Annotated in this window: 22 protein-coding genes; 11 read left to right on the top strand and 11 right to left on the bottom strand. The window is 54.7% G+C overall.

From position 1 onward, the window contains the following. The first annotated feature begins 76 nt into the window (after positions 1-76). The 3 genes from WKJ03_RS11015 (at position 77) to WKJ03_RS11005 (ending at position 2,478) form a co-directional block, all read left to right on the top strand. The gene (locus WKJ03_RS11015) at positions 77-523 is read left to right on the top strand and encodes a DP-EP family protein (RefSeq protein ID WP_337842256.1); all 447 of its coding nucleotides are present in this window, start codon (positions 77-79) and stop codon (positions 521-523) included. Positions 524-896: 373 nt separating this feature from the next. Then, positions 897-2,009, top strand: coding sequence for a diguanylate cyclase (locus WKJ03_RS11010; RefSeq protein WP_337842255.1), 1,113 nt, complete (start codon positions 897-899; stop codon positions 2,007-2,009). A gap of 94 nt (positions 2,010-2,103) precedes the next feature. Then, positions 2,104-2,478, top strand: a complete 375-nt coding sequence (locus tag WKJ03_RS11005; protein WP_337842254.1) for a rhodanese-like domain-containing protein — start codon at positions 2,104-2,106, stop codon at positions 2,476-2,478. A 313-nt stretch (positions 2,479-2,791) separates the two neighbouring features. On the opposite strand, the gene suhB is transcribed toward WKJ03_RS11005, so the two are convergent. From suhB to WKJ03_RS10990, 3 genes are all read right to left on the bottom strand, one after another. Then, a complete protein-coding gene (gene suhB, locus WKJ03_RS11000; protein WP_337842253.1) occupies positions 2,792-3,595 on the bottom strand; it encodes an inositol-1-monophosphatase in 804 nt (267 codons plus the stop codon). Between the two features lie 80 nt (positions 3,596-3,675). Beyond that, complete coding sequence (locus WKJ03_RS10995; protein WP_337842252.1) at positions 3,676-4,182, bottom strand: response regulator; 507 nt, start codon at positions 4,180-4,182, stop codon at positions 3,676-3,678. Further along, positions 4,179-5,411: a HAMP domain-containing sensor histidine kinase gene (locus WKJ03_RS10990; protein WP_337842251.1), complete on the bottom strand. Its 1,233-nt coding sequence runs from the start codon at positions 5,409-5,411 to the stop codon at positions 4,179-4,181. Before WKJ03_RS10990 ends, WKJ03_RS10995 begins: the two co-directional genes overlap by 4 nt. Before the next feature lie 172 nt (positions 5,412-5,583). On the opposite strand from WKJ03_RS10990, the gene sixA reads away from it, so the two are divergent. Together sixA and WKJ03_RS10980 are read left to right on the top strand one after the other, a co-directional pair. Beyond that, on the top strand, positions 5,584-6,072 hold the full coding sequence (gene sixA / locus WKJ03_RS10985; protein WP_337842250.1) for a phosphohistidine phosphatase SixA: 489 nt from the start codon (positions 5,584-5,586) through the stop codon (positions 6,070-6,072). Positions 6,073-6,146: 74 nt separating this feature from the next. After that, complete coding sequence (locus WKJ03_RS10980; RefSeq protein WP_337842249.1) at positions 6,147-7,100, top strand: kelch repeat-containing protein; 954 nt, start codon at positions 6,147-6,149, stop codon at positions 7,098-7,100. 65 nt (positions 7,101-7,165) lie between these two features. Here the strand turns inward: WKJ03_RS10980 and purH are convergent, their stop codons facing one another. The 4 genes from purH to WKJ03_RS10960 all read right to left on the bottom strand — a co-directional run bounded on the left by purH (position 7,166) and on the right by WKJ03_RS10960 (position 10,652). Beyond that, positions 7,166-8,752, bottom strand: coding sequence for a bifunctional phosphoribosylaminoimidazolecarboxamide formyltransferase/IMP cyclohydrolase (gene purH, locus WKJ03_RS10975; protein ID WP_337842248.1), 1,587 nt, complete (start codon positions 8,750-8,752; stop codon positions 7,166-7,168). A 343-nt stretch (positions 8,753-9,095) separates the two neighbouring features. Continuing rightward, entirely contained in the window at positions 9,096-9,386 is a 291-nt protein-coding gene (gene fis / locus WKJ03_RS10970; protein WP_008897208.1) for a DNA-binding transcriptional regulator Fis, read from the bottom strand. A gap of 18 nt (positions 9,387-9,404) precedes the next feature. Next, complete coding sequence (gene dusB, locus WKJ03_RS10965) at positions 9,405-10,376, bottom strand: tRNA dihydrouridine synthase DusB (RefSeq protein ID WP_337842336.1); 972 nt, start codon at positions 10,374-10,376, stop codon at positions 9,405-9,407. 69 nt (positions 10,377-10,445) lie between these two features. Continuing rightward, positions 10,446-10,652, bottom strand: a complete 207-nt coding sequence (locus WKJ03_RS10960) for a hypothetical protein (RefSeq protein ID WP_337842247.1) — start codon at positions 10,650-10,652, stop codon at positions 10,446-10,448. A 20-nt stretch (positions 10,653-10,672) separates the two neighbouring features. Here WKJ03_RS10960 and WKJ03_RS10955 point away from each other — a divergent pair, with 20 nt between their 5' ends. From WKJ03_RS10955 to WKJ03_RS10945, 3 genes are all read left to right on the top strand, one after another. Beyond that, positions 10,673-11,098, top strand: a complete 426-nt coding sequence (locus tag WKJ03_RS10955) for a copper chaperone PCu(A)C (protein ID WP_337842246.1) — start codon at positions 10,673-10,675, stop codon at positions 11,096-11,098. 38 nt (positions 11,099-11,136) lie between these two features. Beyond that, a complete protein-coding gene (locus tag WKJ03_RS10950) occupies positions 11,137-11,892 on the top strand; it encodes a TIGR04219 family outer membrane beta-barrel protein (RefSeq protein ID WP_337842245.1) in 756 nt (251 codons plus the stop codon). Between the two features lie 91 nt (positions 11,893-11,983). Further along, the gene (locus tag WKJ03_RS10945; protein WP_337842244.1) at positions 11,984-14,119 is read left to right on the top strand and encodes a response regulator; all 2,136 of its coding nucleotides are present in this window, start codon (positions 11,984-11,986) and stop codon (positions 14,117-14,119) included. A 13-nt stretch (positions 14,120-14,132) separates the two neighbouring features. On the opposite strand, the gene WKJ03_RS10940 is transcribed toward WKJ03_RS10945, so the two are convergent. Continuing rightward, positions 14,133-15,044 (bottom strand): TIGR03899 family protein, encoded by a 912-nt coding sequence (locus WKJ03_RS10940; RefSeq protein WP_337842243.1) that lies wholly within the window; start codon positions 15,042-15,044, stop codon positions 14,133-14,135. Positions 15,045-15,327: 283 nt separating this feature from the next. Between WKJ03_RS10940 and WKJ03_RS10935 the strand changes: the two genes are divergently transcribed. From WKJ03_RS10935 to WKJ03_RS10925, 3 genes are all read left to right on the top strand, one after another. Further along, complete coding sequence (locus WKJ03_RS10935; RefSeq protein ID WP_337842242.1) at positions 15,328-17,550, top strand: EAL domain-containing protein; 2,223 nt, start codon at positions 15,328-15,330, stop codon at positions 17,548-17,550. 147 nt (positions 17,551-17,697) lie between these two features. Continuing rightward, a complete protein-coding gene (locus WKJ03_RS10930; protein WP_337842241.1) occupies positions 17,698-19,773 on the top strand; it encodes a site-specific recombinase in 2,076 nt (691 codons plus the stop codon). A 45-nt stretch (positions 19,774-19,818) separates the two neighbouring features. Continuing rightward, positions 19,819-20,235, top strand: coding sequence for an anti-virulence regulator CigR family protein (locus WKJ03_RS10925; protein ID WP_337842240.1), 417 nt, complete (start codon positions 19,819-19,821; stop codon positions 20,233-20,235). Here WKJ03_RS10925 and WKJ03_RS10920 read toward each other — a convergent pair. The 3 genes from WKJ03_RS10920 to WKJ03_RS10910 are packed head-to-tail and all read right to left on the bottom strand — an operon-like array spanning position 20,232 to position 23,376. Further along, the gene (locus WKJ03_RS10920) at positions 20,232-21,695 is read right to left on the bottom strand and encodes an NAD-dependent succinate-semialdehyde dehydrogenase (protein ID WP_337842239.1); all 1,464 of its coding nucleotides are present in this window, start codon (positions 21,693-21,695) and stop codon (positions 20,232-20,234) included. The two genes, WKJ03_RS10925 and WKJ03_RS10920, sit on opposite strands and share 4 nt — an antisense overlap. A gap of 56 nt (positions 21,696-21,751) precedes the next feature. Next, positions 21,752-22,972: a sigma-70 family RNA polymerase sigma factor gene (locus WKJ03_RS10915; RefSeq protein ID WP_337842238.1), complete on the bottom strand. Its 1,221-nt coding sequence runs from the start codon at positions 22,970-22,972 to the stop codon at positions 21,752-21,754. Beyond that, positions 22,969-23,376, bottom strand: a complete 408-nt coding sequence (locus WKJ03_RS10910; RefSeq protein WP_337842237.1) for a YciI family protein — start codon at positions 23,374-23,376, stop codon at positions 22,969-22,971. The genes WKJ03_RS10915 and WKJ03_RS10910 overlap by 4 nt, the downstream gene beginning before the upstream one ends.

Here is a 23,376-nt window from a genome sequence, read left to right as displayed (position 1 = left end):
GTTTTTTATTGCAAGAAAAAGCTATTTAAGGTACAAAGGTTTTGGGTTGTATCTCTCTAGTTTAAAAGGATATTTTATGAAGAAGTTCGTATTTTGTTCAGCCTTGGCGCTGCTGTCGGGGCTTAGCCAGGCAGAAAGCACATTGCCGTATTGCACGGCGGGGCAGGTTATTCAGTTAAGTGTAACTTTAGACAGCGCACGGCAGGCGCATTTTGCTTACCAGCAAAACGGGGTGTTGTGTGACGGTAATGTTGAACTTAGCCAAAATGGCTTAATTACTTACGACCTGCTGGCAACCAATCAATCGCCACAAGGTTTACGTTTTGTTGGCGCAGGTTTTACCAACCCCTTTGACGGCCATATCGACTTAGTTACGGTCAGCGGCGACGGCCAGCGCATTGAGCTGCAAAACAATATTAACCAGCTCGGTGTCAGTAAGTTTCAGTTTATTTTTGCCAGCGACGAAACTGATTTACTGCTGGTCAGCCCGGATCCGCAAATACTTAATAAAGGCGACGAGTAATAGGCCTAAAGAATTAGCCGTGATTGCGAGCACTGTGCCAGTCCTTTAACGGGCTGGCTTTTTTTCGGCTGCAGACTGGCAATCCCGATGGACACTGTGCACTGGCTTTACCCCTTGTTGTGCCGGGTAAAAGGGAATGTTTACAGGAATAGCGCCGTTAAAAACCAGGTGTTGGCACTGCCAGCTGGCCGGGCGAAGAGCTGGTTTGGGCGAAACCGCCGCAAAAAAGCGGCGGAAGCTTGGCAAAATTTTGTGTTTTACTTGATTAAAATCAGTAGCTTAAATTGGAAGGTAACCAGAAGGTTTAAAGGGGGGAGATTTTTTATAGTGTGCTTATCAACACATGGCCAACAGGGCCCAGGGAGTGCACATAATGAAAACATCCACAGACACTTTTCCACCATTTCCGGAAAAAACCACCGCCGATGCAGGCACCAATGTGCTGGCCTTTCACCCGCAGCAAGGCAGCCTGGCCGATTTACCGGCTGAACCCAAAGCCTCAGCCAAAGCTGCTGTCAGCCCGCCAGTCGCTGCATCGCAGCAAGCCCCTGCGCCGCAACCAAGCCCAGCACAACCTCAGCCAGCCAACCCGGCACAGCAGCAGCTGAATACTGCATTGCTGTGGGTGCATGCCATGGTGGATGCGGCGGTACTGGTGAATGCCAAAGGCAAAATTTTAGGCATTAACCGTTTTGCTGCCCGTTACTTGGGCACCACACCAGATGCCTTAATGGGCCACTGCTGGCCAGATTTTTTGTTAAAGCGCCATCAGCCACGTTATTTAAGCCTGGTCGATTCGGCGTTAAAAGAGCTGTCGTCGCCGCAACATGGCCTGGCCGAAGTCAGCCTGATTAAAGTCAATGGTGAGCTGAAGGACGTGGAGCTGACGGTGTCACGCCTGCCATTGGCCGAGCCAACCTGGCTGGTGCTGATGCGCGATTTAAGCTTTTACAAAGAAGAATGCCTGAAGCTGCACACCCTGGCGTCCACCGACGCCTTAACCGCGCTGCCAAACCGCCGTTTCTTTGATCAGCAACTGCAGCAACTGTGGCAAGAGTGCCAGAGCAAACAAAGCCCGCTCAGTGTGCTGGTGATTGACGTCGATTTCTTTAAACAATTTAACGACGAACACGGCCATGTGCAGGGCGACGAATGCCTGCGCCGGGTGGCGGCGGCCATTTCGCTGGCCTTGCCTGCGGGCGTGGGGCTGGTAGCCCGCTATGGTGGTGAGGAATTTGCCATGTTGTTGCCGCACCACAATGCCGAATTGGCGCAGCAGGTGGCGCTGAATGTGCAGCGCAAGGTGCAGCAACTGGATTTCAGTGAGCAAGGCCTGTCTGCTGAGGTGACTGTGTCGGTCAGCCAGGGGATTGCCACCGAAAGCCGCGGTTTGTACCCCAACGCCCAGGCCTTGCTGGCAGCGGCCGACACCGCGCTGTACCGCGCCAAAAGCGAAGGCCGCGACCGTATAGGCCAAAGCTGCTAAGGGGTTGGGCTTTTCAAAGGTAAACCGCGGCGGTTGCCAATTTGGGCATCGCCGTTACAATCGAAGGCTTTGGGGTAACACACAAGGCCTTCTGATGAGCAAACAACATTCTGCCGGGTTTCTGGCGCTGGTGCAGGACGCCAAAAACCGGGTGACTGAACTGAGCATTACGGAGCTGCAACAATTTAACCGGCCTTATGTGCTGGTGGATGTGCGTGAAGATCATGAATGGCAAGCCGGGCATTTACCCGGCGCTTTGCATTTAGGCAAAGGCATTCTTGAACGCGATATCGAAAAGGCGGTGCCAGATATGCAGCAAACCCTGGTGCTGTATTGCGGCGGTGGCTTCCGCTCGGCTTTAGCAGCCGATGTATTGCAAAAAATGGGTTACAAAGACGTACTCAGCCTGGCTGGTGGCTACAGCGCCTGGGTAGCCGCCGGTTTGCCATTGCATCAGCCTGGGGCTTAACGACTACAGAGCGGGCGTGTAGGGGAGGGTTTTAACCCTCCCGACCCAGAGCGGGCGCAGCAAGCTACGCCCCTACGCAATCAATCGATGTACGCAGGCCAGGGTTACAGAATTGAACGATGCGATACGTAGGGGAGGGTTTTAACCCTCCCGAACCAGAGCGGGCGCAGCAAGCTACGCCCCAACGCAATGAACGATGCGATACGTAGGGCAGGGTTACAGAATAAACCGATGCGTTACGCAGGGCAGGGTTACAGAATTAATCGATGCGATATGTAGGGGAGGGTTTTAACCCTCCCGGTCCAGAGCGGAATTACTTCAGCAGAGAATCGCTTAAATGCGGGCGCATGGTTTTCAGCATATTGCCCAGCAGTTTCGGGCTGGCTGCTACTGTGTTGCCGCTACGCAGGTAGTTGTTGCCACCGGCAAAGTCGCTCACCAGGCCACCGGCTTCACGCACCAGTAAATCACCTGCTGCAATGTCCCATGGCTTTAAACCAATTTCCCAGAAACCGTCCATACGGCCTGCAGCAACATAAGCTAAATCCAGCGCGGCAGAACCGGCGCGGCGCACGTCAGCGGCGTCTGTGATAAAGGCTTTAAAGGTGGCCAGATAGGCATCCATATGGTGCTTTTGTTTAAACGGGAAACCTGTGGCTAACAGGGCGCCGTTCAGATCTGGCAGGTTGGTGGTACGAATACGGCGGCCGTTTAACTGGGCACCGGCACCACGGCTGGCGGTAAATACTTCGCCGCGCAGTGGGTCAAATACCACAGCTTGCTCGGTGCGGCCATTGACACGCAGAGCAATAGAAACGGCAAAGTGAGGAATGCCTTTGATAAAGTTGGCGGTACCATCGAGCGGGTCGATGATCCATTGGTAATCGCTGTTGTTGTTGCTGTGTTCGCCAAACTCTTCGCCGATAATATCGTGGTCTGGGAAGGATTTACGCAAAACGGCCACAATGGCGTGCTCTGCTTCCTGGTCAACGTTGGTGACAAAATCGTTGGTGCCTTTTTGGCTGGTCTGAACCCGGTCCAATTCGCCATAAGCTTTGGCGATAATATTACCCGCGCTGCGCGCAGCACGAATGGCGATGTTTAACATCGGATGCATAAGCGATTACCTTATTGTATAAAGAACAGTCAAAAGAGCGGCGCGTATTGTAGCGGCTCAGCACAAAAAGTAAAGCAAATTCAGGGGCGGTGTTTTTGCAGTTTACGCTGCAGGGTGCGCCGGTGCATGTTGAGTAATTTCGCGGTTTGCGACACATTGCCCTGCTGCTGCTCCAGCACCCGCTGAATATGGCCCCACTCCAGTTGTTCGGGCGATAACAAGCCGCTTGATTGCTCTGGCAACGGCTCGCCTTCCAGCGCACTTTTCAGTAAGGCAAAATCCAGCGGTTTGGTCAGGTAATCGTCGGCACCGGCTTTAACCGCCTGTACCGCCGTGGCAATGCTGGCAAAGCCGGTCAGCAGCAAAATGCGGCAGTGCGGCAGGGCCTGGCGCAGCGGAGTGATAAAATCCAGCCCGGACTGTGGGCCAAAACGTAAGTCGAGCAGGTAGCAGTCGGCCTGGCAGTCCACCAGCGCTTGCGGGCTTTGTGGCTGGCTGAAGCTCTGCACCTGGTGGCCTTGCTGTTCCAGTCGCCGGCTTAAGGTGCGGATTAAGGTTTCGTCGTCGTCCACTAACACCAGTTTCATCGCGTTTTCGCCCCGGCAAAAAAAATTTCTGTGCAGCTGCCACCGTCCGGCAGGTTGTAGCGTTTTACCTGGGCGCCTAAACGTTGCAGCGAGACGGTAGCCAGAAACTGGCCCAGCCCCAGGCCCTGTTCACTGGGTTGTACGACCCGGCCCAGTTGCTGCAGTTGTTGTTCACTCAGGCCGGGGCCAAAGTCGCGGATGCGCAGCAGTACTGTGCCGCTCTGGCTGGTCAGGTCCAGCTCCAGCTGATTGCTGTCACACTGGGCGCTGGCGGTGGCCGCGTTGTCGAGCACATTAAACAAAGCAGCGGTAATGCTTAAGGCTTCGCTGACCGGCTGGGCTGAACCGTCGTGCTGGTGGCGCAAATTGGCGCTGATCTCAGGCCGGCTGACCAGCCACAGCTGCAGGCTTTGTGACAGCAGTTGGGTGAGATCCTGCGGCTCTTCATCCCGTAACTGCTGCGCACTGTGGCGCAGTTGCTGCACCAGCGCACTGCATTTATCCAGCTGTTGCAGTATGTCTTGTTTTAGCTCGCTGGGCAGTGGGTGCTCCTGCAGTTCGTCGGTCAGCAAGGTGAGGTTTTGCAGTGGGGTGGCCAGATCGTGGGCCGCATTGGCGGCATAAGTAGCCACCACCAGCAGCTGTTCGTGTTGCGCCTGCTGGTGGTGTAACTGCGCCAGTTGGTTATTCTGCCGGCGAATTTGTTGGGTCTGCGAGCTGATAAACCAGCTGACGATCAGCGCCGAAACGGTAAAACCCCACCACATTTGCTGTAAATGCTGGGCCATGGCTTCGCTTTGGTGGTGCATCGCATGCGGGTTGCTGCTGAGCTGCCATTGGGTCAGCAGGCTGTAACAGCAAATAGCCAGCGCGGCAAACAACTGGCTGGACAGCGGCGGCAATAACATAGCACTGACCGCCACCGGCAGCAGCAACACCGCTGTCAGGCCATTGCTGGCACCACCGCTTTGTGCCAGCTGCAAGGTCATCACGGCAATATCCAGCAGCAGCGCCAACGCCGCCAGCCGCAGTGGGTAGCTGGCGTGGCGACTCAGCCTGTCCAGCACAGGGTTGGAGAGCAGATGCAAGGCTGCCAGGCTCAGCAATAAGGGCCAGGACCAGACGGGCTGGTCAATCAGCCAGGCAAACAGCAAGGCCGCCGCTTCCAGTGCCAGCAGGCCCCAACGAAAACGGATGAGTTGCATCAGCGGATGATCAGGGGTTGGCATGCCAAAAGCCGGGCTCCGGGAAAGCAGGTCAGAACTGACAGCAGTCTAACGGATACGGCGCTGTTGGGGAATGCGACAAAAAGTCGCAGAGGCAATCAAAACCTTGCTGGTCATACGGCTGTCATTTAGCTTGGTTAGAGTGCCGCGCAGCAAAACTGGAGGCGAAAGCGCGATGAAATCTGTGTTGTATCTGATGCGGCATGCAACGGCCGATGTACGTTCGGGCCTGGTGGATGATATGGATAGGTGCCTGAATGAAAAAGGCCGGTTGCAGGCGCGGCGTGTGGCGGCCTTTATGCAAAAACACCAGTTGATCCCGGATAAAATTTTGTGCAGCCCTTATGCCAGGGCGGTGCAGACCGCGGCGCTGATGCGCAAAGATTTAGAGCTGACCGAAGCCGTGGCTGAACAGGACTGGCTGGCTCCGGGTGCCAGTGCCACGCACATGGCCGAACAGCTGAAAGCCCAACTGGCTGACGGCCAGGCGCTGCTGGTGGTTGGGCATGAGCCCGAACTTGCCATGCTGATCCAGCAGTTGCTGGGGTTGTCGGCGGCTTTTGTTGAACTGAAAAAGGCCTCGCTCAGCTGCCTGGAGTTTGACCACGACCCCGGCCTGCCGGTGCGTCTCGCCTGGAGCATTCCGGCGCGCTTAATGGGCTGATTGGCTGTTGCTGTGACCGAGTCGTGTGTTAAGTTACGCGCTGTTAACATTTTACCTCTGATAAGGATATCCAGATGCAAAAGTTGTATGCGTTTTGTCTTGTAGTGTTTCTGTTGGCGGGCTGTAGCAGTACGCCGCAATCCAACCCACACTTTAGTCAGTTACACAGGGCCCGCATGGGCCACGCCGCTGTGCCTATTGGCGACCAGATTTATGTGCTGGGGGGCAGCAACGACAGTGGTTTTCTTGGCGATGTGGAAGTAATAGACACCCAGAGCGGCCAGGTGCGCCAGCTCAGCAGCACATTGTTGCCTCGGCGCTATTTTTCTGCTGTTTGGGATGGCAAAGAATCCATTTATATTCTGGGCGGTGAGGTTGCGCTGGCGCAGGCGGTTCGGTTGGAGCGGCGGGTGGAAGTACTGAATATCCGCAGCGGTGACGTGAGCTTTGCACCGAATTTGCCGGAACCCACCCGGATGAATGCCGCAGTACGGCTGAACAACGAGATTTGGGTGTTGGGTGGTTCTGATGCACACAAAGGCACCCTGACAGCCCGTGATTTGGTGGCTGTTTACCATTTAGAGCGCGGCAGCTGGCGACGCGGCCCCGCCATGTCGGTTGGCAAGGATGTAGAACTGGCCGCACTCAATGGCCAGCTCTATCTGGTGGGTGGTTTTAATGGCAAGACGGGCTTAAAGACGGTGGAACGGCTGGATACATCCAGCCAAAGCTGGCATGCCGAGCCTGAATTGCCTCTGGTCACCAGTGCCAATGCGGTGGCCAGTTGTGACAATGCGCTGGTGAGTTTCGGCGATTACCAGCAAATGGACAGAGTGATGCTGTGGCAGCCGGGCAGTGCCAGCTGGCAGCAGCTGCAGGTCCCTATGTTGCCTGCCCGCCATGCGTCGGCGGTGCGGGTGAATACCAGCCTGTATCTGATTGGTGGCAATACAGGTAGCAGTGGGCCTTATGTGGGTGCAGTGCAGCGGTTTGACTGTGCTGAGTTACAGGCCGCCGCTGGGCTGTGATATCGGCCCTGAGGGCCAATAAAAAAGGGCAGAGTTTAACTCTGCCCCTGGTGTTTACGTCAGGATTAGTGACGGAAATGACGCACACCGGTAAATACCATCGCCATGCCGTGCTCGTCAGCCGCGGCAATAACTTCAGCGTCGCGCATGGAACCACCTGGCTGGATCACGGCGGTGATGCCAGCGGCAGCTGCGGCGTCTATACCGTCGCGGAACGGGAAGAAGGCGTCAGACGCCATCACTGAACCTTTCACTTCCAGGTTTTCATCCGCGGCTTTAATACCGGCAATTTTTGCACTGTACACACGGCTCATCTGGCCAGCGCCCACACCAATGGTCATGCTGTCTTTCACATAGACAATGGCGTTGGATTTAACGTACTTGGCCACTTTCCAGCAGAACATGAGATCACGCAGTTCATCTGCTGTTGGCTGGCGTTTGGTCACAACTTTTAAGTCGCTTTCGCTGACCATCTTCTGGTCACGGTCTTGCACCAGTACACCGCCGTTAACGCGTTTAATGTCAAAACCCGTGGTTTTGCTGTGCCACTGACCACAGACCAGCAGGCGCACGTTTGGCTTTTTCGCCACCACTGCAGCCGCTTCTGCCGTGGCTGTTGGCGCAATAATGACTTCCACAAACTGACGGCTGACAATGGCTTCGGCTGTGGTCGCGTCCAGCTCACGGTTAAAGGCAATAATGCCGCCAAAAGCAGAAGTCGGGTCGGTTTTGTAAGCGCGCTCATAGGCCGCCAGAATGTTGTCGCCAATAGCCACACCACAAGGGTTGGCGTGTTTGACGATGACACAGGCAGGTTCAGCGAATTCTTTTACGCATTCCAAAGCGGCGTCGGTGTCGGCAATATTGTTATACGACAGCTCTTTGCCTTGCAGCTGAGTGGCGCTGGCTACGGACGCTTCCTGAATTTGGCTTTCCACATAAAAGGCCGCGGCCTGGTGGCTGTTTTCGCCGTAACGCAGGTCTTGTTTCTTCACAAACTGGGCGTTAAAGGTACGTGGGAACTGGCTTGGCTGGGCGTCGGCCACATCATAGGCTGGCAGCATAGTGCCAAAGTAGTTGGCGATCATGCCGTCGTACTGGGCCGTGTGTTCAAAGGCGCTAATGGCCAGACTAAAGCGTAGGGCGTGCGTGGTGGTGCCATTGTTGGCTTCCAGCTCGGCCAGTACTTTGGCGTAGTCAGAGGCATTGACCACAATAGTCACGTCTTTGTGGTTTTTCGCCGCAGCGCGCACCATAGTCGGGCCGCCGATATCGATATTTTCCACCGCGTCTTCCAGGCTGCAGCCTGGTTTAGCCACGGTTTGAGCAAAGGGATACAGGTTTACTACCACTAAATCGATAGGCGCGATTTGGTGTTGCTCCATCACGGCTTCGTCGGTACCGCGACGGCCTAAAATGCCGCCGTGAACTTTCGGGTGCAGGGTTTTTACCCGGCCATCCATAATTTCCGGGTGGCCTGTGTAGTCAGATACTTCAATCACTGGAATGCCTTGTTCGGCCAGCAGTTTGGCGGTGCCGCCGGTGGACAGTAATTCCACGCCGCGCTGATGCAGCGCTTTGGCAAACTCAACAATACCGGTTTTGTCTGACACACTTAATAAAGCGCGACGGATTGGACGGGCTGCGTTCATTGGATCATTCTCCGCTGTAATGGTTAATTCGGACCAGCGCTACTGTGTTTCACAGCTTTGGGACAACAAAACAGCCTGGACATAAGCATAGAGAAAAAAGGCTTTGCTGTGTCGCTGGGATCGCCGGTGAAATCCCTTATTTATTCAACGTATTCTTTAAAGTGATTCCGCTAAGTAGTTGGCGTTGCAGCAAGGCGGCAAGGATTCGAGTCCCCAGGAGCATAGTCCACTATCTGACTGGGGCGAGAATCAGCAGCCAACGAAGCTGCAGCGTCAAAGAGGACGCGGAAAAACAAAAAAGCACCCGAAGGTGCTTTTTGGCGGGACTTCTCCCGCAGGGGCATTAACTCATGCCGTACTGTTTCAGCTTCTTACGCAGCGTACCGCGGTTGATGCCCATCAGGTTGGCGGCGCGGGTCTGGTTGCCGCGGGTGTACTTCATCACTTCTTCTAACAATGGCTTTTCTAATTCAGATAACACCAGCTCGTACAGGTCGTTGACGTCCTGACCATTTAATTGCTGTAAGTAGTTCGCCACTGCCTTCTGAACCGCGTTGCTCAGAGGCTGCGGTTTTTCCTGAGTCTGTACATGGGCATTGGTGATAAATGGCGAAGTCACGTTTTGATTAAACATTGCCTATTCTCTTTTACGTTAGGTTGCTGCTAGTTGTTCGAAATACACATTAAGTGCATCCAGCTGGACATTGCCCTGCTCGATGCCATTAAACTCACTGCGGAACACGCCTTCGCTGTCATGTTCTGCCAGGTACCAACCCACATGTTTGCGGGCTATACGCGGGCCTAACACCTCTCCATACAACTGGTGTAAACCGCGGACATGCTCCAGCATGATATCCCGCACCTCGCTGATGGCCGGAGCCGCCAGCGTCTGGCCTGTGGCCAGATAGTGCACCACTTCACGGAAAATCCAGGGACGCCCCTGAGCCGCACGACCAATCATGATGGCGTCGGCCCCAGTGTAATCCAGCACAAACCTGGCTTTTTCCGCTGTGGTGATGTCGCCATTGGCGATCACCGGAATGGACACATTTTGTTTGATAGTGCGGATCGTGTCGTACTCCGCCTCTCCTTTATACATACAGGCTTTGGTGCGACCATGCACAGCCAGTGCCTGTATGCCATTGTCTTGGGCTATCCGGGCTATGTGCACCCCGTTGCGGTGCTCCGGATCCCAGCCGGTACGGATCTTTAGGGTGACTGGTACTTTCACTGCATTGACCACAGCACGGACGATTTGCTCAACCAGCTCCGGGTATTGCAGCAGGGCAGAGCCCGCCAGTTTTTTATTCACCTTTTTTGCCGGACATCCCATATTGATGTCGATGATCTGGGCGCCGTGTTCCACATTAAACACCGCCGCTTCGGCCATCTGCTCCGGGTCCGCTCCTGCGATCTGAATCGAGCGAATGCCACTTTCATCCTGATGTGTCATCCGATTTAGTGATTTTTCGCTTTGCCAGACCAAAGGATTGCTCGACATCATTTCTGACACAGCTAAAGCTGCGCCAAAACGTCGGCAAAGCTCGCGAAAAGTGTAATCAGTCACTCCGGCCATCGGAGCACAAATCACATTGTTCTCAAGTTGGTATGGACCTATGCGCACCGCTAAAACCAAGGCTCGACCCTGAAGGGGCGCCAAGTTTACGGATTTTTGCCAACAATGCAAAGGTTATTATTTAAACAAAATTTCTGTTTTATAGTGGTTTGCTGGGTTGACAATCGCTAAAGGGCTGAAATTTCGACTTTCAAAAAGCGAAACCTCAGCAAAATCAGCCAATGCTTTGATAGATAATTGTGTTGCTGTTGTTTTTTGCAGCACTGACTTACTGGAAAAAGGCGTTGACGGCGCGGCGGCCGCTTCCGTTAGAATGTTCTGCATCCCCACTGATGGAGTCTGTGATGAATAAATTAAGCCTGGTGGCGCTGCTCTCGTTATTTTCTGCCGCTGCGTTCTCAGCCAGTGTTCAGTTGAGCGATGTCAAAGTGCGTGAGCTGTTGCCTGGCCGCAGTATGACGGCCGGTTATCTGACGCTGGAAAACACCGGCAAAGAAGCCGTTGTACTGACCGGCGTGACCAGCCCGGCTTTTGCAGAGATTGAGCTGCACGAGCATGTGCACCAGGACGGCATGATGAAAATGCAGCAACTGCAACAGGTGGATGTGCCAGCGGGCGGGACTGTAACCTTTCAACCTGGTGGCCTGCATTTAATGCTGTTTGACGCCAAAACTGCACTGAAGGCCGGGGACAAAGTGCCGCTGACGTTCAGCTTCAGTGACGGCAGCACGGCGCAGCAGCAAGCCGATGTGGTGGCGGTAGCCCAATAACTCCCTAACGAATTGAATAAAAGAACAAGGATCTCACAATGAAATTTTCGATGAAGGCATGGCTGTGCGGCGCGGCACTGATGTCGCCTCTGGTGTGGGCAGACACTGTGGCCGGGGTGTACCTGAACGCGGATCTGATGGATGCATCTGTGGACGGTGGCTTTGGCCAGCCAGGTCAGCAGCAGGATTTTAGTTTTGCCAACAAAACTCTGGGCAGCTTTGCGCTGAAAATAGAGCACCCGGTGCCACTGATGCCCAATATCCGTTTGCAATACAACAACCTGAAGTCGGGCGGCAGCACAGTGCTTAACCGCACTTTTGTGTTTGACGGCCAGCAGTTTGATGTGGCGAGCACTGTGATGCAGGACGCCGACCTGAGCAATCTGGACGCCACCTTTTATTACGAGTTGCTCGACAACGAGCTGTTTGCCTTTGATTTGGGTGTAACGGCCAAGTACATCGACGGCGAACTGAGTGTGGTCAGTCTGCAAAATGGTCAGAGTGCCCGTCAGGACATTTCGGCGATCGTACCCATGTTGTACGGCTACGGCAGCTTTGGTCTGCTCGGCACAGGAGTGACTTTGTTTGCCGAAGCCAATTACGCCAGCTATGACGGTAGCTCCTTGTCGGATATCAAATACGGTTTGTCCTATGAGCTGGTGGATGTGCCGGCGTTCGATCTGCAGTTTCAGGCAGGCTTTAAACGCAGCAAGTTGCAGTTGGATGATGTGGATGACCTGGATGCAGATCTGACGTTTGACGGGGCTTTTGCTGGCGTTCAGCTGCATTTTTAAGCCTGGCTCTGGCTGAATGCAGAATTCCTGTTGTTCTGCATTCAGGTCCGCCCTATAGTGGCTGCTGTATTTATCCGGGCAGAATTTATTGATGAAACTCCGTGCTTTACTGCTGACCACTTTGTTTGCTATCGCCTTAATTGGCCTGGCCGGGACTTTGAGCTGGCATAGCCAATGGCAGCAGCAGGAACGCAGCCGCAGTGAAGCCGAACAGCAACTATTGACCAGTCTGGCCCTGATGGTGGAGCCTTTGCTGGTCAAAGGGGCTGCGGAACAGATTAAAGCCAACCTGCTGGCGTCCAGCTTTGCCAGTACCTTACCACTGAAATCCATTCTGGTGTTTGATGCCTCCGGCCAGTTGTTTGCTGCCAGTCAGGGCTACAGTGCGACTGTAGACTGGGCGATTTCAAAGAATATGACAGGGCGCCAGGCGCTGCCGGATGGCTCTGATTTGTTGTGGTCTGCAGTGCTGGTCAGTCCGGCCAGCATGGTGTTTTTTGCGCCTGATACCGCCAAAGCCGAAGGGGACGTTTTAGGCTATGTAGCACTGCAGATTGCACCTTTGCAGCTGCATGCCAGTTGGTATCATCAAAGCGCCTACTGGCTGGTGGCATTATTGCTGACCGCTGCCGCACTGGCGTTATGGGTTCGCAAGTACCGCGTTGAACAGCACCGTATGATGATGGATCTGAACAGAGAACTGCACCTGTTGCTGCAGCGCCCTGCTCCGGCTGTGTCAGGGGACGCGCTGTGGACTGAACTGCAGAATGCGCTGACCGAACTGAACTGGACCCATCACAGTCTGAAAGGTCAGGTGGCAGAACGCCTGCAGCTGGCCGAACCGAGCAAAGAACAATTTGACCAACTGCAACAGCGTTGTGCCGCATTGTCGGCGCAGCTGACCCAATGTCAGCAGCAACAATTGCAGGCGCAGACAGTGCAGCAGCAATGGCAGCAGCAGCTGCGTCTGCTGTGGCCGCTGACGGAAGCGGAGTTAAAAAAACAACTGGAATTCTGGCAAATGCAGTGGCAGCTGCGTTGCACCGAAGCCGCGCCTGAACACTGGCAACCCGGGGTCTGGCTGCAGCAGGAAAACACTGAATGGCAGCAGTACCTTGGCCCGGCCGGTGTTGAACTGGTGCTGGTGGAAGACCCGGCTTTGCATCAGAACGGATTTGAACTGGACCTGCAGGCGCTGACCTGGACCTGCCGCGCCATTATTCAACTGATTTGCAGTGGTATGCGTGACCAACCCCTGACCTGGCACTGTTATCTGCAGAATTTCCAGGACAGCAGTCTGTTGTTGCAATGGGACTTTGCCGGACGCAGCACAGCGTTGCAGTTTTTGCTGACACCGGAAAGCGGGCAGGATTTATTGCCAGCGCAGTATCTGGTGCAACAGCTGATCCGACAGGCAGGCTATAAGGTACGTTTATCGTGCCTGGAGGAATTGGGCTGTTCGCTGGTGTTGGAGGTTCCGCTGCATAAAGTGTGGAGTCAGCCGTCCGCGGTGAAACAGGCGCTGGCTTATCTGGATGCACAACCTGCCCGCAGCGCTTTAATCAAACCCGCCCTGTCTGCGGTGGCTGAACAGGTGTTTCAGGTGCAGGGGCCAGCAGAATTGTTGCTGGAGCGCAAGCTGCGTTTGCTGGACCTGGTGGTGCTGCAATTGCCTGACCAGCTGCAGAGCAATGAGTATCAGCAACTGTTGCAACAGCTGGATTGCCCTGTCATTGCTTTTGCCTCACCAGCACAGCAAAGCTGGTGGCGCTCGCAATTAAGTTGCCCTGTGCTGAGCCGGCCTTTGCAGATCCTGCCAGTACTGCAGTTACCCAAACACACCCAGCAACAACCCCGTATTTTGCTGGTGGATGATAATGAGACCAATCTGGCTTTTGTGCAGGCTTTGCTGGCGCGCCAGGCGTTAAAACTGGACACTGCCGTAACTGGGCAACAAGCGGTGCAGCTGGCAAAAACCAATCATTATCAGATGATCCTGCTGGATATTCAGTTGCCGGATATGCAGGGCACTGAGGTCGCCCAGCAGATCCGGCAGCTTCCTCATCACCAGCACAGCCTGATCCTGGCGTTTACCGCCCATGCGCTGCCAGCGGAACGTGAAAGTTTTCTGGCCGCTGGCATGGACGATGTGGTGATTAAACCCCTGGACCTGCCTAAAATTGTCGACTTGCTGCAGCGTTGCAAAGCGGCGGCTCAGCTGGTCTGACTCAACCGTACTTTCATTCAATCAGCAGTACAGGGCTCAGCAGCTGTTTGAGTGTCTGCAGGTAAGCGCTGTTAGGCTGGCTGCTCAGCAAGGGCAGCAGTTCAGTCCCCATAGGCGTAAACTTGTAGTACTGCAGCACCAGACCCGGCACTTTGGCTTTGACCTGTAGCTGTTGCTGGTGATACCAGAGGTTCAGTGGGGTGGCCGGGTCCAGAGCGCCACTTTCAATTTCACTGGGGTGCAATAAATTCAGTTCGGTCAGGCTCAGAATTTGTGGGTAGGTCAGGCCAAACTGGCTCAGGTTCAGCACAGCTTTGCTACGCCCTGTTAAAAATTGCCAGACCGAAGGGCTGCGCAGATAACCAAAATAAATATGGCCGCTGTCTTGCTGCCGCACTCTGCAGGTCAGGCTGGCGGCTCTTTGTAATGCCAGCGCTTCTTTGTAACTCATCTGATGCAATAAAAATAAGGTACGCAGCGAAAAACTGCCGGGCTGAGCTATTTCACCGGCCAGGATTTTGGCCCACAGCTGCTGCATAGTGGGGTTCGAGATATTCAGTACCAGTTCGCAGTATTGCTGAAACCAGTCCGGGTCTACCTCTAAGCTGGCCACATGTTCAGGGCAATAATCCTGCGTCAGTCGCATCACCTGTTCCAGATTGGCCTGTTGCCGCTCCTTGTGCATACGTTCCCGCCGCTGTGCCCGTTGCAGCAGACTCAACTGCTGGTACCCGGTCTGGATGTCCAGTTCAGCGCCGGAGCGGCTGGCCAGCTGCTGGTGGCGTTGACTGAATTCTACAGGAGCGTTGGCGGCTGTTGCCTGGCTCTGAGGTTTGCTCTGATCGGTCGCCAGCTCATGCCCCAGTTGCTGGCGGACCAGCCGTTGCAAACGCTCAAAACCCCGACCTGACTGAATGCGCTGCATCCGGTTTGACTCCACTGCGTTGCCGCTTGTTAGGGACCTTATCCGCGTTACCATAACACGCTCTTTTTGTCGTCATGATATTGAAATGTTAACTGCATGATTTAAGTGAACTTTAACAAAATGAATTGCTTTTTTTGCCTGAGGGTATAGTGTAAGCTGATTGGGTAAAAAAACTGCAAAGGATGCTGGGCGGGGCGGAATAAGCTAAGGTTGATCAGAGAAACCAACGCGTTTTCATAGCAGACCGGATTTCCCCCTGGACAGAGTAGTAAAAGGTCGGAACATGGTGTCAAAAGCGTCAGAGGAAGAGTTCCTGTTTCTGGCAGAAGAAGAGCAGGAAGCAGCGCCAGAGTCATTGCACAGCGGAGAGTGGCACCTGCTGATTGTCGATGATGATGAAGAAATTCATACCGTTACCAAACTGGCTTTATCTGATTTGCTGGTTTTGGACCGCAAGCTGGTTTTTCATCACGTGTATTCCGGCAAAGAAGCGCTGTCCTTTCTTAAAACCAATCCCAATATTGCTGTGATTCTGCTGGACGTGGTGATGGAGTCCGACAACGCCGGCCTGCAGGTGGTCCAGCAAATCCGTGAACAGTTGAAGCTGGATGAAGTGCGTATTGTACTGCGCACCGGGCAGCCTGGGTATGCACCTGAAGAAAGTGTGATCAAAGAATACGATATCAATGATTACAAAACCAAAACTGAGCTGACCCGCAACAAGCTGGTGACCACCATCATCGCTTCTATCCGTTCTTACCAGCAAATCCGCACCATCAACCAAAACCGGCTTGGGTTGCAGAAAATTATCAATGCCGGCGCCAACCTGTTGGAGCAACATTCGCTGCACGAGTTTTCCGAAGGGGTGGTCACACAGATTTCATCACTGATTGGCCTGCATGCGGAAGGTGTACTTTGCGCGCAGATTGAAGACGACGGCAGCGCCAGCGACACTATTTATGTGCTGGGTGCAGCAGGCAACTACGCACCTTTTATTAAATGTCGGCTGGAGCGGCTGAATAACGAACGTATTATTCAGCAAATCACCCAGTGTCTGGAGCAACGCCGGCATATTTTTACCGACAGAGACACAGTGCTGTACCTGGGAAATTCTGAACATGCGGCTGCTGTATATCTGGAAACCAACAGACCGGTTGAGGATTTTGACCGTCAGCTGATTGAAGTGTTTTTAAGTAATATTTCCATTGGCTATGAAAATGTCACCTTGTTTCAACAGCTCAAGCATGCGGCTTATATAGACCCGCTGACGAAAACACCGAACCGTAATGAGTTTACTGTGTTGTTGCAGGACACCCGGCGGCTGGATCCTGAGCAGACAGTGGCGGTGCTGGTGGATATTGATCACTTCTCCGACGTCAACGATGGGCTGGGCCAGGAAATTGGCAATGAGCTGCTGGTGGCTGTGACGCACCGTCTGGTGGCGCAATTTGGCGAAATCGCCCAGATAGGCCGCATTGGTGCGGATGTGTTTGGGTTAATTGGTCCGCAGTCGGCACTGAATCCGGAAAGCCTGAACGGTATTTTTGAAATGCCGTTTCAGTGCTCAGAACATGCGTTGCAGGTCAATGCGACTTTTGGTTTTTGCCGTCTGAAAGACAGTGCCAAACAAGGCATCAGCATTCTGAAGCAGGTGTATATAGCGCTGAACAGAGCGAAGAAACATCTGGCGCAGAATTTCGAGTATTACGACGCGCAGATGGAAACCATGATGATGGAGCGGCTGGTAATGCTGCGCAGCCTGCGTTCTGATTTTCAGCGCAACAAACTGCAGCTGTGGTATCAGCCGCAGGTCTGTCTGAAAAGCAATGAAGTGATAGGCCTGGAAGCCCTGCTGCGCTGGCCTCAGGCTGAAGGTGGTTTTGTTTCTCCGGCCACTTTTATTCCATTGGCTGAGTACTCGGGCCTGATTATCGAAATAGGCGACTGGGTGTTGCAGCAAGCCTGTCAGATGTTGCAGCAGCTGACCCATGCCGGTCATACCGGGGTCCGTATTGCGGTCAATGTGTCGATGCCACAGTTCCGCCATCACCGTTTTGTTCAGTCGGTGATTGACTGCATTGAGCACTATCAGGTGGACCCGGCCCGGCTGGAACTGGAAATTACGGAGTCTGTGGTGATGGACGATCCGAAAGCTGTGATAGCGGCGCTGGAGCAGTTGAAAGCCTTTGGCGTGAAGGTCGCGATTGATGATTTTGGTATCGGCTTTTCGTCACTGAGTTACCTGCAGCAACTGCCGCTGGATAGGATCAAAATTGACCGGGCTTTTATTAAAGACTTTAAAGGCACCAATGGGTCTCTGATTGCCGAAACCATAGTGCATCTGGGGCAAAAGCTGGGGCTGGCCACTATTGCTGAAGGCATTGAAACGGCAGAGCAACAGCAACTGATGGCTGCTATGGGTTGTGAAGAAGGGCAGGGCTTTTTGTATGCCCAGGCCATGCCTGCGACAGAATTGTTTCAATACCTGAAAACCACCCGCCACTAACGCATTGCCGCAGACAGTCGGTTTCATCGGCTATCTGCGGCAGATCGTGGAACTCTGCTGTGCTTTTGCTCTCTTATCCGGCATGGTGCCCTATCAGAACGAACCTGTTTCTGCCCTTGCGGTTCGACGCAGTGAAGAGGATTCTCTATGACAACATCAAGTGCCGTCAGTCTGCTGCGCAGTCTGGCCGGGCAAAGGGACGGCCAGTTGGTGGCAGGCCAGCTGGTGCATTGGCTGAGCGCACAGCATTTTGGTTTTGAACAGAAAAGCCGGGCCCACAAGTTCGCTGAGGCGATGACCGCTAACCCCAAACATGCGGCTTCCCTGGCTGCATTATTGTTTCAATGGATAGGCCAGATGCACCTGTACCCGGCGCTGGTCAGTCTGGGGATCTTTTCCCGTCGGGGGTTTTTCCGCGAAATGGCGGCGCGTTTCTATGAAAAAATCAACCCGGCACCGAAAGATTACGCCGACTTGAAAGATGTGCTGGTGCAGCTGTTTAAGTCGAGTGACCACGAAGACTGGCTGGAGCGGGGGGGAGCCGACGAGCTGGTGCAGGTTCTGCTGGATCTCGCCTCCTATTGTCCGCCTGAGGTGATGCGCTCTCTGGAACTGCATTGCCGCGAAGAAACGCTGTACGCTCTGGAAATGCTGGGGATTTGGGTGGCGGCTGAAGAAATTGAACCGGATCTGATGCGGATGGACAAACGTCTGATCAGTATCGATTCCCCTTTTATTGCTTTACACCGTGAAATGACACTCTTTGTCGAACAAGGCAAACGTCAGCTGGAAAACCCGGAGCAGCCTTGCTACGACCTGGCGCATTTTGATGTGATGTTGCGCCAATGCCGCGATCAGGTAGAGCGGTTGCGCCGACGGGGCGCTGGTGTCGGCAGTTCAGTGTCTGTGGCACATTTGCTGGAACGGCTGGAACAGACCTTAGACCGGATTGAACTGCTGGTGGCGGTCTGGCGGGAGCCCGAGCCTGAACTCTGGCAGCAAAAGTTGTTTCTGGTCCTGCGAACCCTGGTCACCGCTGGCATTGAAAAAAACTCGGTGTCCGCCTTGTGGCGCAGTAGCAGTCAGATGTTATCCAAAAGCATCACGGTCAATAAAAGTAGCCATGGCGAACATTACATTGCCCGTAGCAAGGCGCAGTTTTTTCATCTGGTCCGGTCGGCAGCCGGAGCTGGTGTCATTATTGCGTTGATGGCGCTGCATAAGATCTTTATCGAAAGCCAGGGGCTGGCTCCTTTTGCCAATGCGTTGCTGGTCAGCCTGAATTACGCTTTGGGGTTTGTGCTTATTCATATGCTGGGTTTTACCGTGGCCACCAAACAACCGGCCATGACGGCGGCCAGTTTTGCCTCGGAGGTGGAGCGTGGCGAAAACGGCCGGGCTGTGCATAAAAAACTGGCGGCTTTGCTGATTGATGTGAACCGGTCGCAGTGGGCGGCGGTCTGGGGCAATGTCACTGTTGCTGTGCTGACGGCCAGCAGCATAGCGGCACTGGTCTGGTGGTGGCAGGATGCTCCGTTACTGAGCGCCGAACAGGTCGCTTATCAGCTCAGGGCGGTATCGCCTCTGGCGGGGTCGTTGTTTTTTGCGGCCATTGCCGGGGTCTGGTTATTTTGCTCCGGTCTGATTGCCGGCTTTTTTGAAAACAGGGCCAATTACCTGGATTTACGGGTTCGTCTGTACCAGCATCCGGGCCTGAAACAAATTTTGCCTGAGCGCTCACGCAAACGATTTGCTGCTTATATGCACCAGCATTATGGTGCTTTGGCGGGTAATTTCTTTTTCGGTATTTTGTTGGGTATGACAGGGTACCTGGGGTATCTGACCGGTTTGCCGCTGGATATCCGCCATGTGGCTTTTGCGTCGGCGAATCTGGGATACAGTGCCGTCAGTGGCGATTTATCGGTTCTGAGTTTTGTATTTCATCTGTTGCTGGTGTTGTTGATTGGTTTTGTCAATTTATGGGTCAGCTTTACGCTGGCGCTGGCGGTGGCGCTGCGGGCACGCGGCAGCCGTCTGAGCCGCATTCCCGCCTTGCTGAAGTCCGTGCTGGAACAGGCCAGGCAAAACCCACTGCAGCTGTTTTTCCCTGTGGTGCTGGCACAAAAAGCTGCGCAGGACGCGGTGAAACCCCCTGCGGCAAACGCAGTGCAGCCGACAGCCGGCAGCACAGAAAATACCACAGAGTCAGGTCAGGTTCAGTAACTGGGGCTTATGCTCTCCTCTGAATCTGCACAGAGGAGAAACTGCATGAATCACAGAATCAAACTCTGGACTCTGCTGATAGTCCCGATGCTGGGCGGTACTGCCGTCGCGGATCCGGCGTTGCCCGCTGGTCAGAGTAAAACCAAGGGACCAGCAGGTTCGCCGCATCAGGGGTACAGCCCGACTCTGGTTGGGGCAGGAATATCCGTCAATGAAGCCCGCCAGCTGGCGCTTGAATACCAGTTAACAGGGGAAAAACCTTTAGCTCCGGGCAGCCGCAACAAACTGCGTAAAGGCAAACCCTTACCGCCTGGCCTGCAACAGCGGGCGGCCCCTGTGGGGTTTCTGGACCGGTTGCCTGTCCATCCCGGCTATGAGTGGCAATTGCTGGGCACGGATCTGGTGTTGGTTTCGGTGGCAACCCTGATTGTCGCTGACGTGCTGACGGATGTATTCCGTTAGCTCAGACTGCCGATGCAGAGGTGTTTGAGTTCGCAATAATCGTCAAGCCCATAGACGGAACCCTCCCGGCCCAGGCCTGATTCTTTGACACCGCCAAAAGGAGCGGCGGCGTTGGAGATCAGGCCTTCATTCACGCCTACCATACCCAGCTGCAAGGCTTTGGCTACCCGAAACACCCGTGCAACGGACTGGCTGTAAAAATAACCGGCTAATCCGGTTGGGCTGGCATTGGCCAGTTCTATCGCTTCCTCTTCCTGATCAAACATCGTCAGTGCCAGCACAGGGCCAAAAATTTCGCTGTGGCTGATCGCCATTTCTGGCGTGACATCCGTCAGGATAGTCGGCTGAAAAAACAAAGGCCCTAAATCGGCGTCTATGGTACCGCCCAATAACAGCTCGGCACCATGCTCCAGCGCATCGTCCAGCAGGCGGTGAATTTTATCGACAGCGGCCTGGTTGATCAGCGGGCCCAGCTGGCAGTTGGGGTCCAGCCCTGGCGCCAGCACCAGAGCTGCTGTGGCTTTGACCAGTTTAGCCAGAAAGTTTTCGTAGACAGCGCTGTGCACCAACACCCGGTTGACACAAACACAGGTCTGGCCGGCGTTGCGGAATTTAGCCGCCATCAGGCCTGTTACTGCTGCATCCAGATCGGCATCGTCAAACACGATAAAAGGGGCATTGCCACCCAGTTCCATCGAGACTTTTTTGACAGTGCCGGCGCATTGCGCCAGCAGCAATTTGCCCACTGCAGTGGAACCGGTAAAGCTGAATTTGGCAATACGGTGATCCTCTGTCAGGTGCTGTCCTATCATGGCGGCTTCTGTGCCAGTCAGCACCTGAAACACCCCCGGCGGCAACCCTGCACGTTGTGCCAGTTCGGCCAGTGCCAATGCAGACAAAGGGGTCAGCTCTGAAGGTTTGACGATAAAACTGCAGCCCGCAGCTAAGGCCGCTGCTGCTTTGCGCAAAATCATCGCATTCGGGAAGTTCCAGGGGGTGATGGCGCCGACGACGCCAACAGGTTCTTTTAAGACCAGAATTTGTTGGCCTGGCTGCAGGGCAGGCAAGACAGCACCATTCATCCGCAGGGCCTCGTCGGCAAACCAGCTGACATAGGAAGCCCCATAAGCAATTTCCGCTTTGGCTTCGGCCAGAGCCTTGCCTTGTTCCAACGTCAGCAGCAGAGCCAGGTCCTGTTGATGTTGCAGCATCAGTGCCTGCCAGCGGCGAAGTACAGTCGCACGCTGAATGGCCGGGCTCTGGCTCCAGAGCGCAAAGGCCTGGGTTGCTGCACCAATGGCCTGCTGCACCTGAATGCTGCTGACCTGGGCCACCAAAGCCACCAGGCTGCCGTCGGCCGGGTTATGCACGGCAAAGTGGCCTGAGCTGGCCGGGGCAAACTGGCCTTGAATAAAGCTACTGTGTTTCAGCAGTGTCGGATCCTGCAGTTCGTGGGTCATCAGTGTCTGCCTGTGTTCTCTCTGTATGCAGAGTGTACTGTGCCGCGATTGCTTTGTCAGTGCTGTGACATCTGCTGCAACTGGCGTTGCAACAGACGGCGCTCCGGTTCCAGCTGACAAAGTTGCAGCGCCTGCTGCAATGCGTCAGCCGCCAAAGACCACTGCTGCTGCTTTTTGTAGCAGTCTGCCAATGCCACATAATACAAATGGTACGCCGCCAGTTCCTGCTGCAGAGGGAGCAACAGCGTCAGTGCTGCGGCAGCACCATGCAGTTGGCCGAATGCCACAGCCCGGTTTAACGCTACGACGGCGCTGGGTTGCAAACGCAACAGCAGATCATAGAGACCAATGATCTGAGCCCAGTCGGTGTCTGCCGCTGTCGGGCTTTCGGCATGCACAGCGGCGATGGCTGCCTGCAGTGCATAAGGACCAACCCGGCCGGACTGCAATGCCTGTTCGGTCAACCGGATGCCTTGGGTGATCAGCCGTTGGTCCCACAGGGCCCGGTTTTGTTCAGCCAGCAGCACCACCTCCCCCTGTGGGTCCAGCCTGGCCTGACTGCGGCTTTGCTGCAGCCACATCAGCGCCAGCAAACCTTTGACTTCCGCATCAGGAAACAGCGGCAGCAGTTGCTCCGCCAGCCGGATCGCCTGCACTGTCAGCTCGCACGACAACAGCTGTTCACCGCTGCTCTGGTGATAACCTTCGTTAAACAGCAGGTAGATCACTTTGAGCACTGCATCCAGCCGTTCCGGCAGTTGCTGATCCGATGGCACCTGATAAGGAATAGCGGCATTTCGGATCTTTTGTTTGGCGCGCACTATGCGCTGGGCAATGGTAACCGGGCTTTGCAAAAAAGCCCGTGCCACCTGCTCTGTGGTTAAACCACAAATCTCCCGCAGTGTCAGTGCCAGCCTGGCTTCAATGGCCAGCGCCGGGTGGCAGCAGGTAAACACCAGCCGAAGCTCGTCATCGGTCAGCAACGAACTGTCCTTGTCCTGGCACTCACTGGCCAGCTCTGGTAATTCGGCCATGCTCTGTTCATGCTGCTGGCGCCGCCATTTGTCGATGGCTTTAAAACGTCCGGCACTGACCAGCCAGGCGCGTGGATTGGCTGGCAGGCCTTGTTCCGGCCATTGAGCCAGTGCGGCGATAAAGGCTTCGTGGCAGGCGTCTTCAGCCTGATCAAAATCACCCAACAGACGGATCAGCGTGGCCAGCACGGCCCGCTGATGCTGTTGATACAGTCGGGCTATTTCAGCGTGGGCTGGGGTCATTGTGCCTGCAGATCCGGGAAGTCGGCGGCAATTTGCTGAATCTCAGGCGGAAAATCTTCCAGTTCCTGCACCTGACGGATCTCAATGATCTCATTGGCTGACGCCGGGCAGCGGCAGGCCCAGTCAATGGCTTCCTGCCGGCTCCTGACGTTCAGCATCCAGTAACCGCCCAGCACTTCTTTGGTTTCGGTAAATGGGCCGTCTGTCACCACAGGGGTGCCGCTGGCAAAGCTGACGCGGGCGCCAACAGCGGGCGGATGCAGGCCGTTTAAATCCAGCAGTACGCCGGCTTCAGACAGCTGGCGGTTAAAGGCCATCATGGCGTCCACCTGCGCTGCGGTGGGCATGGCACCGGCTTCGGCGCTTTCATACCCTTTGGGGATCATCAGTAACATAAAACGCAT

Origin of the sequence: Rheinheimera sp. (assembly GCF_037442525.1) — a bacterium.
In the GTDB taxonomy this organism is placed as follows: Bacteria; Pseudomonadota; Gammaproteobacteria; order Enterobacterales; family Alteromonadaceae; genus Pararheinheimera.
The sequence above is the reverse complement of the archived record's forward strand: the minus strand, read 5'-3'. Positions and strand labels throughout refer to the sequence as shown.

Bases quoted from the DNA above. Each gene is read 5' to 3' on its own strand.
- WKJ03_RS11015 (WP_337842256.1), top strand. From the start codon at position 77: ATGAAGAAGTTCGTATTTTGTTCAGCCTTGGCGCTGCTGTCGGGGCTT.
- WKJ03_RS11010 (WP_337842255.1), top strand. From the start codon at position 897: ATGAAAACATCCACAGACACTTTTCCACCATTTCCGGAAAAAACCACC.
- WKJ03_RS11005 (WP_337842254.1), top strand. From the start codon at position 2,104: ATGAGCAAACAACATTCTGCCGGGTTTCTGGCGCTGGTGCAGGACGCC.
- suhB (WP_337842253.1), bottom strand. From the start codon at position 3,595: ATGCATCCGATGTTAAACATCGCCATTCGTGCTGCGCGCAGCGCGGGT.
- WKJ03_RS10995 (WP_337842252.1), bottom strand. From the start codon at position 4,182: ATGAAACTGGTGTTAGTGGACGACGACGAAACCTTAATCCGCACCTTA.
- WKJ03_RS10990 (WP_337842251.1), bottom strand. From the start codon at position 5,411: ATGCCAACCCCTGATCATCCGCTGATGCAACTCATCCGTTTTCGTTGG.
- sixA (WP_337842250.1), top strand. From the start codon at position 5,584: ATGAAATCTGTGTTGTATCTGATGCGGCATGCAACGGCCGATGTACGT.
- WKJ03_RS10980 (WP_337842249.1), top strand. From the start codon at position 6,147: ATGCAAAAGTTGTATGCGTTTTGTCTTGTAGTGTTTCTGTTGGCGGGC.
- purH (WP_337842248.1), bottom strand. From the start codon at position 8,752: ATGAACGCAGCCCGTCCAATCCGTCGCGCTTTATTAAGTGTGTCAGAC.
- fis (WP_008897208.1), bottom strand. From the start codon at position 9,386: ATGTTTAATCAAAACGTGACTTCGCCATTTATCACCAATGCCCATGTA.
- WKJ03_RS10960 (WP_337842247.1), bottom strand. From the start codon at position 10,652: ATGCAGAACATTCTAACGGAAGCGGCCGCCGCGCCGTCAACGCCTTTT.
- WKJ03_RS10955 (WP_337842246.1), top strand. From the start codon at position 10,673: ATGAATAAATTAAGCCTGGTGGCGCTGCTCTCGTTATTTTCTGCCGCT.
- WKJ03_RS10950 (WP_337842245.1), top strand. From the start codon at position 11,137: ATGAAATTTTCGATGAAGGCATGGCTGTGCGGCGCGGCACTGATGTCG.
- WKJ03_RS10945 (WP_337842244.1), top strand. From the start codon at position 11,984: ATGAAACTCCGTGCTTTACTGCTGACCACTTTGTTTGCTATCGCCTTA.
- WKJ03_RS10940 (WP_337842243.1), bottom strand. From the start codon at position 15,044: ATGCAGCGCATTCAGTCAGGTCGGGGTTTTGAGCGTTTGCAACGGCTG.
- WKJ03_RS10935 (WP_337842242.1), top strand. From the start codon at position 15,328: ATGGTGTCAAAAGCGTCAGAGGAAGAGTTCCTGTTTCTGGCAGAAGAA.
- WKJ03_RS10930 (WP_337842241.1), top strand. From the start codon at position 17,698: ATGACAACATCAAGTGCCGTCAGTCTGCTGCGCAGTCTGGCCGGGCAA.
- WKJ03_RS10925 (WP_337842240.1), top strand. From the start codon at position 19,819: ATGAATCACAGAATCAAACTCTGGACTCTGCTGATAGTCCCGATGCTG.
- WKJ03_RS10920 (WP_337842239.1), bottom strand. From the start codon at position 21,695: ATGACCCACGAACTGCAGGATCCGACACTGCTGAAACACAGTAGCTTT.
- WKJ03_RS10915 (WP_337842238.1), bottom strand. From the start codon at position 22,972: ATGACCCCAGCCCACGCTGAAATAGCCCGACTGTATCAACAGCATCAG.
- WKJ03_RS10910 (WP_337842237.1), bottom strand. From the start codon at position 23,376: ATGCGTTTTATGTTACTGATGATCCCCAAAGGGTATGAAAGCGCCGAA.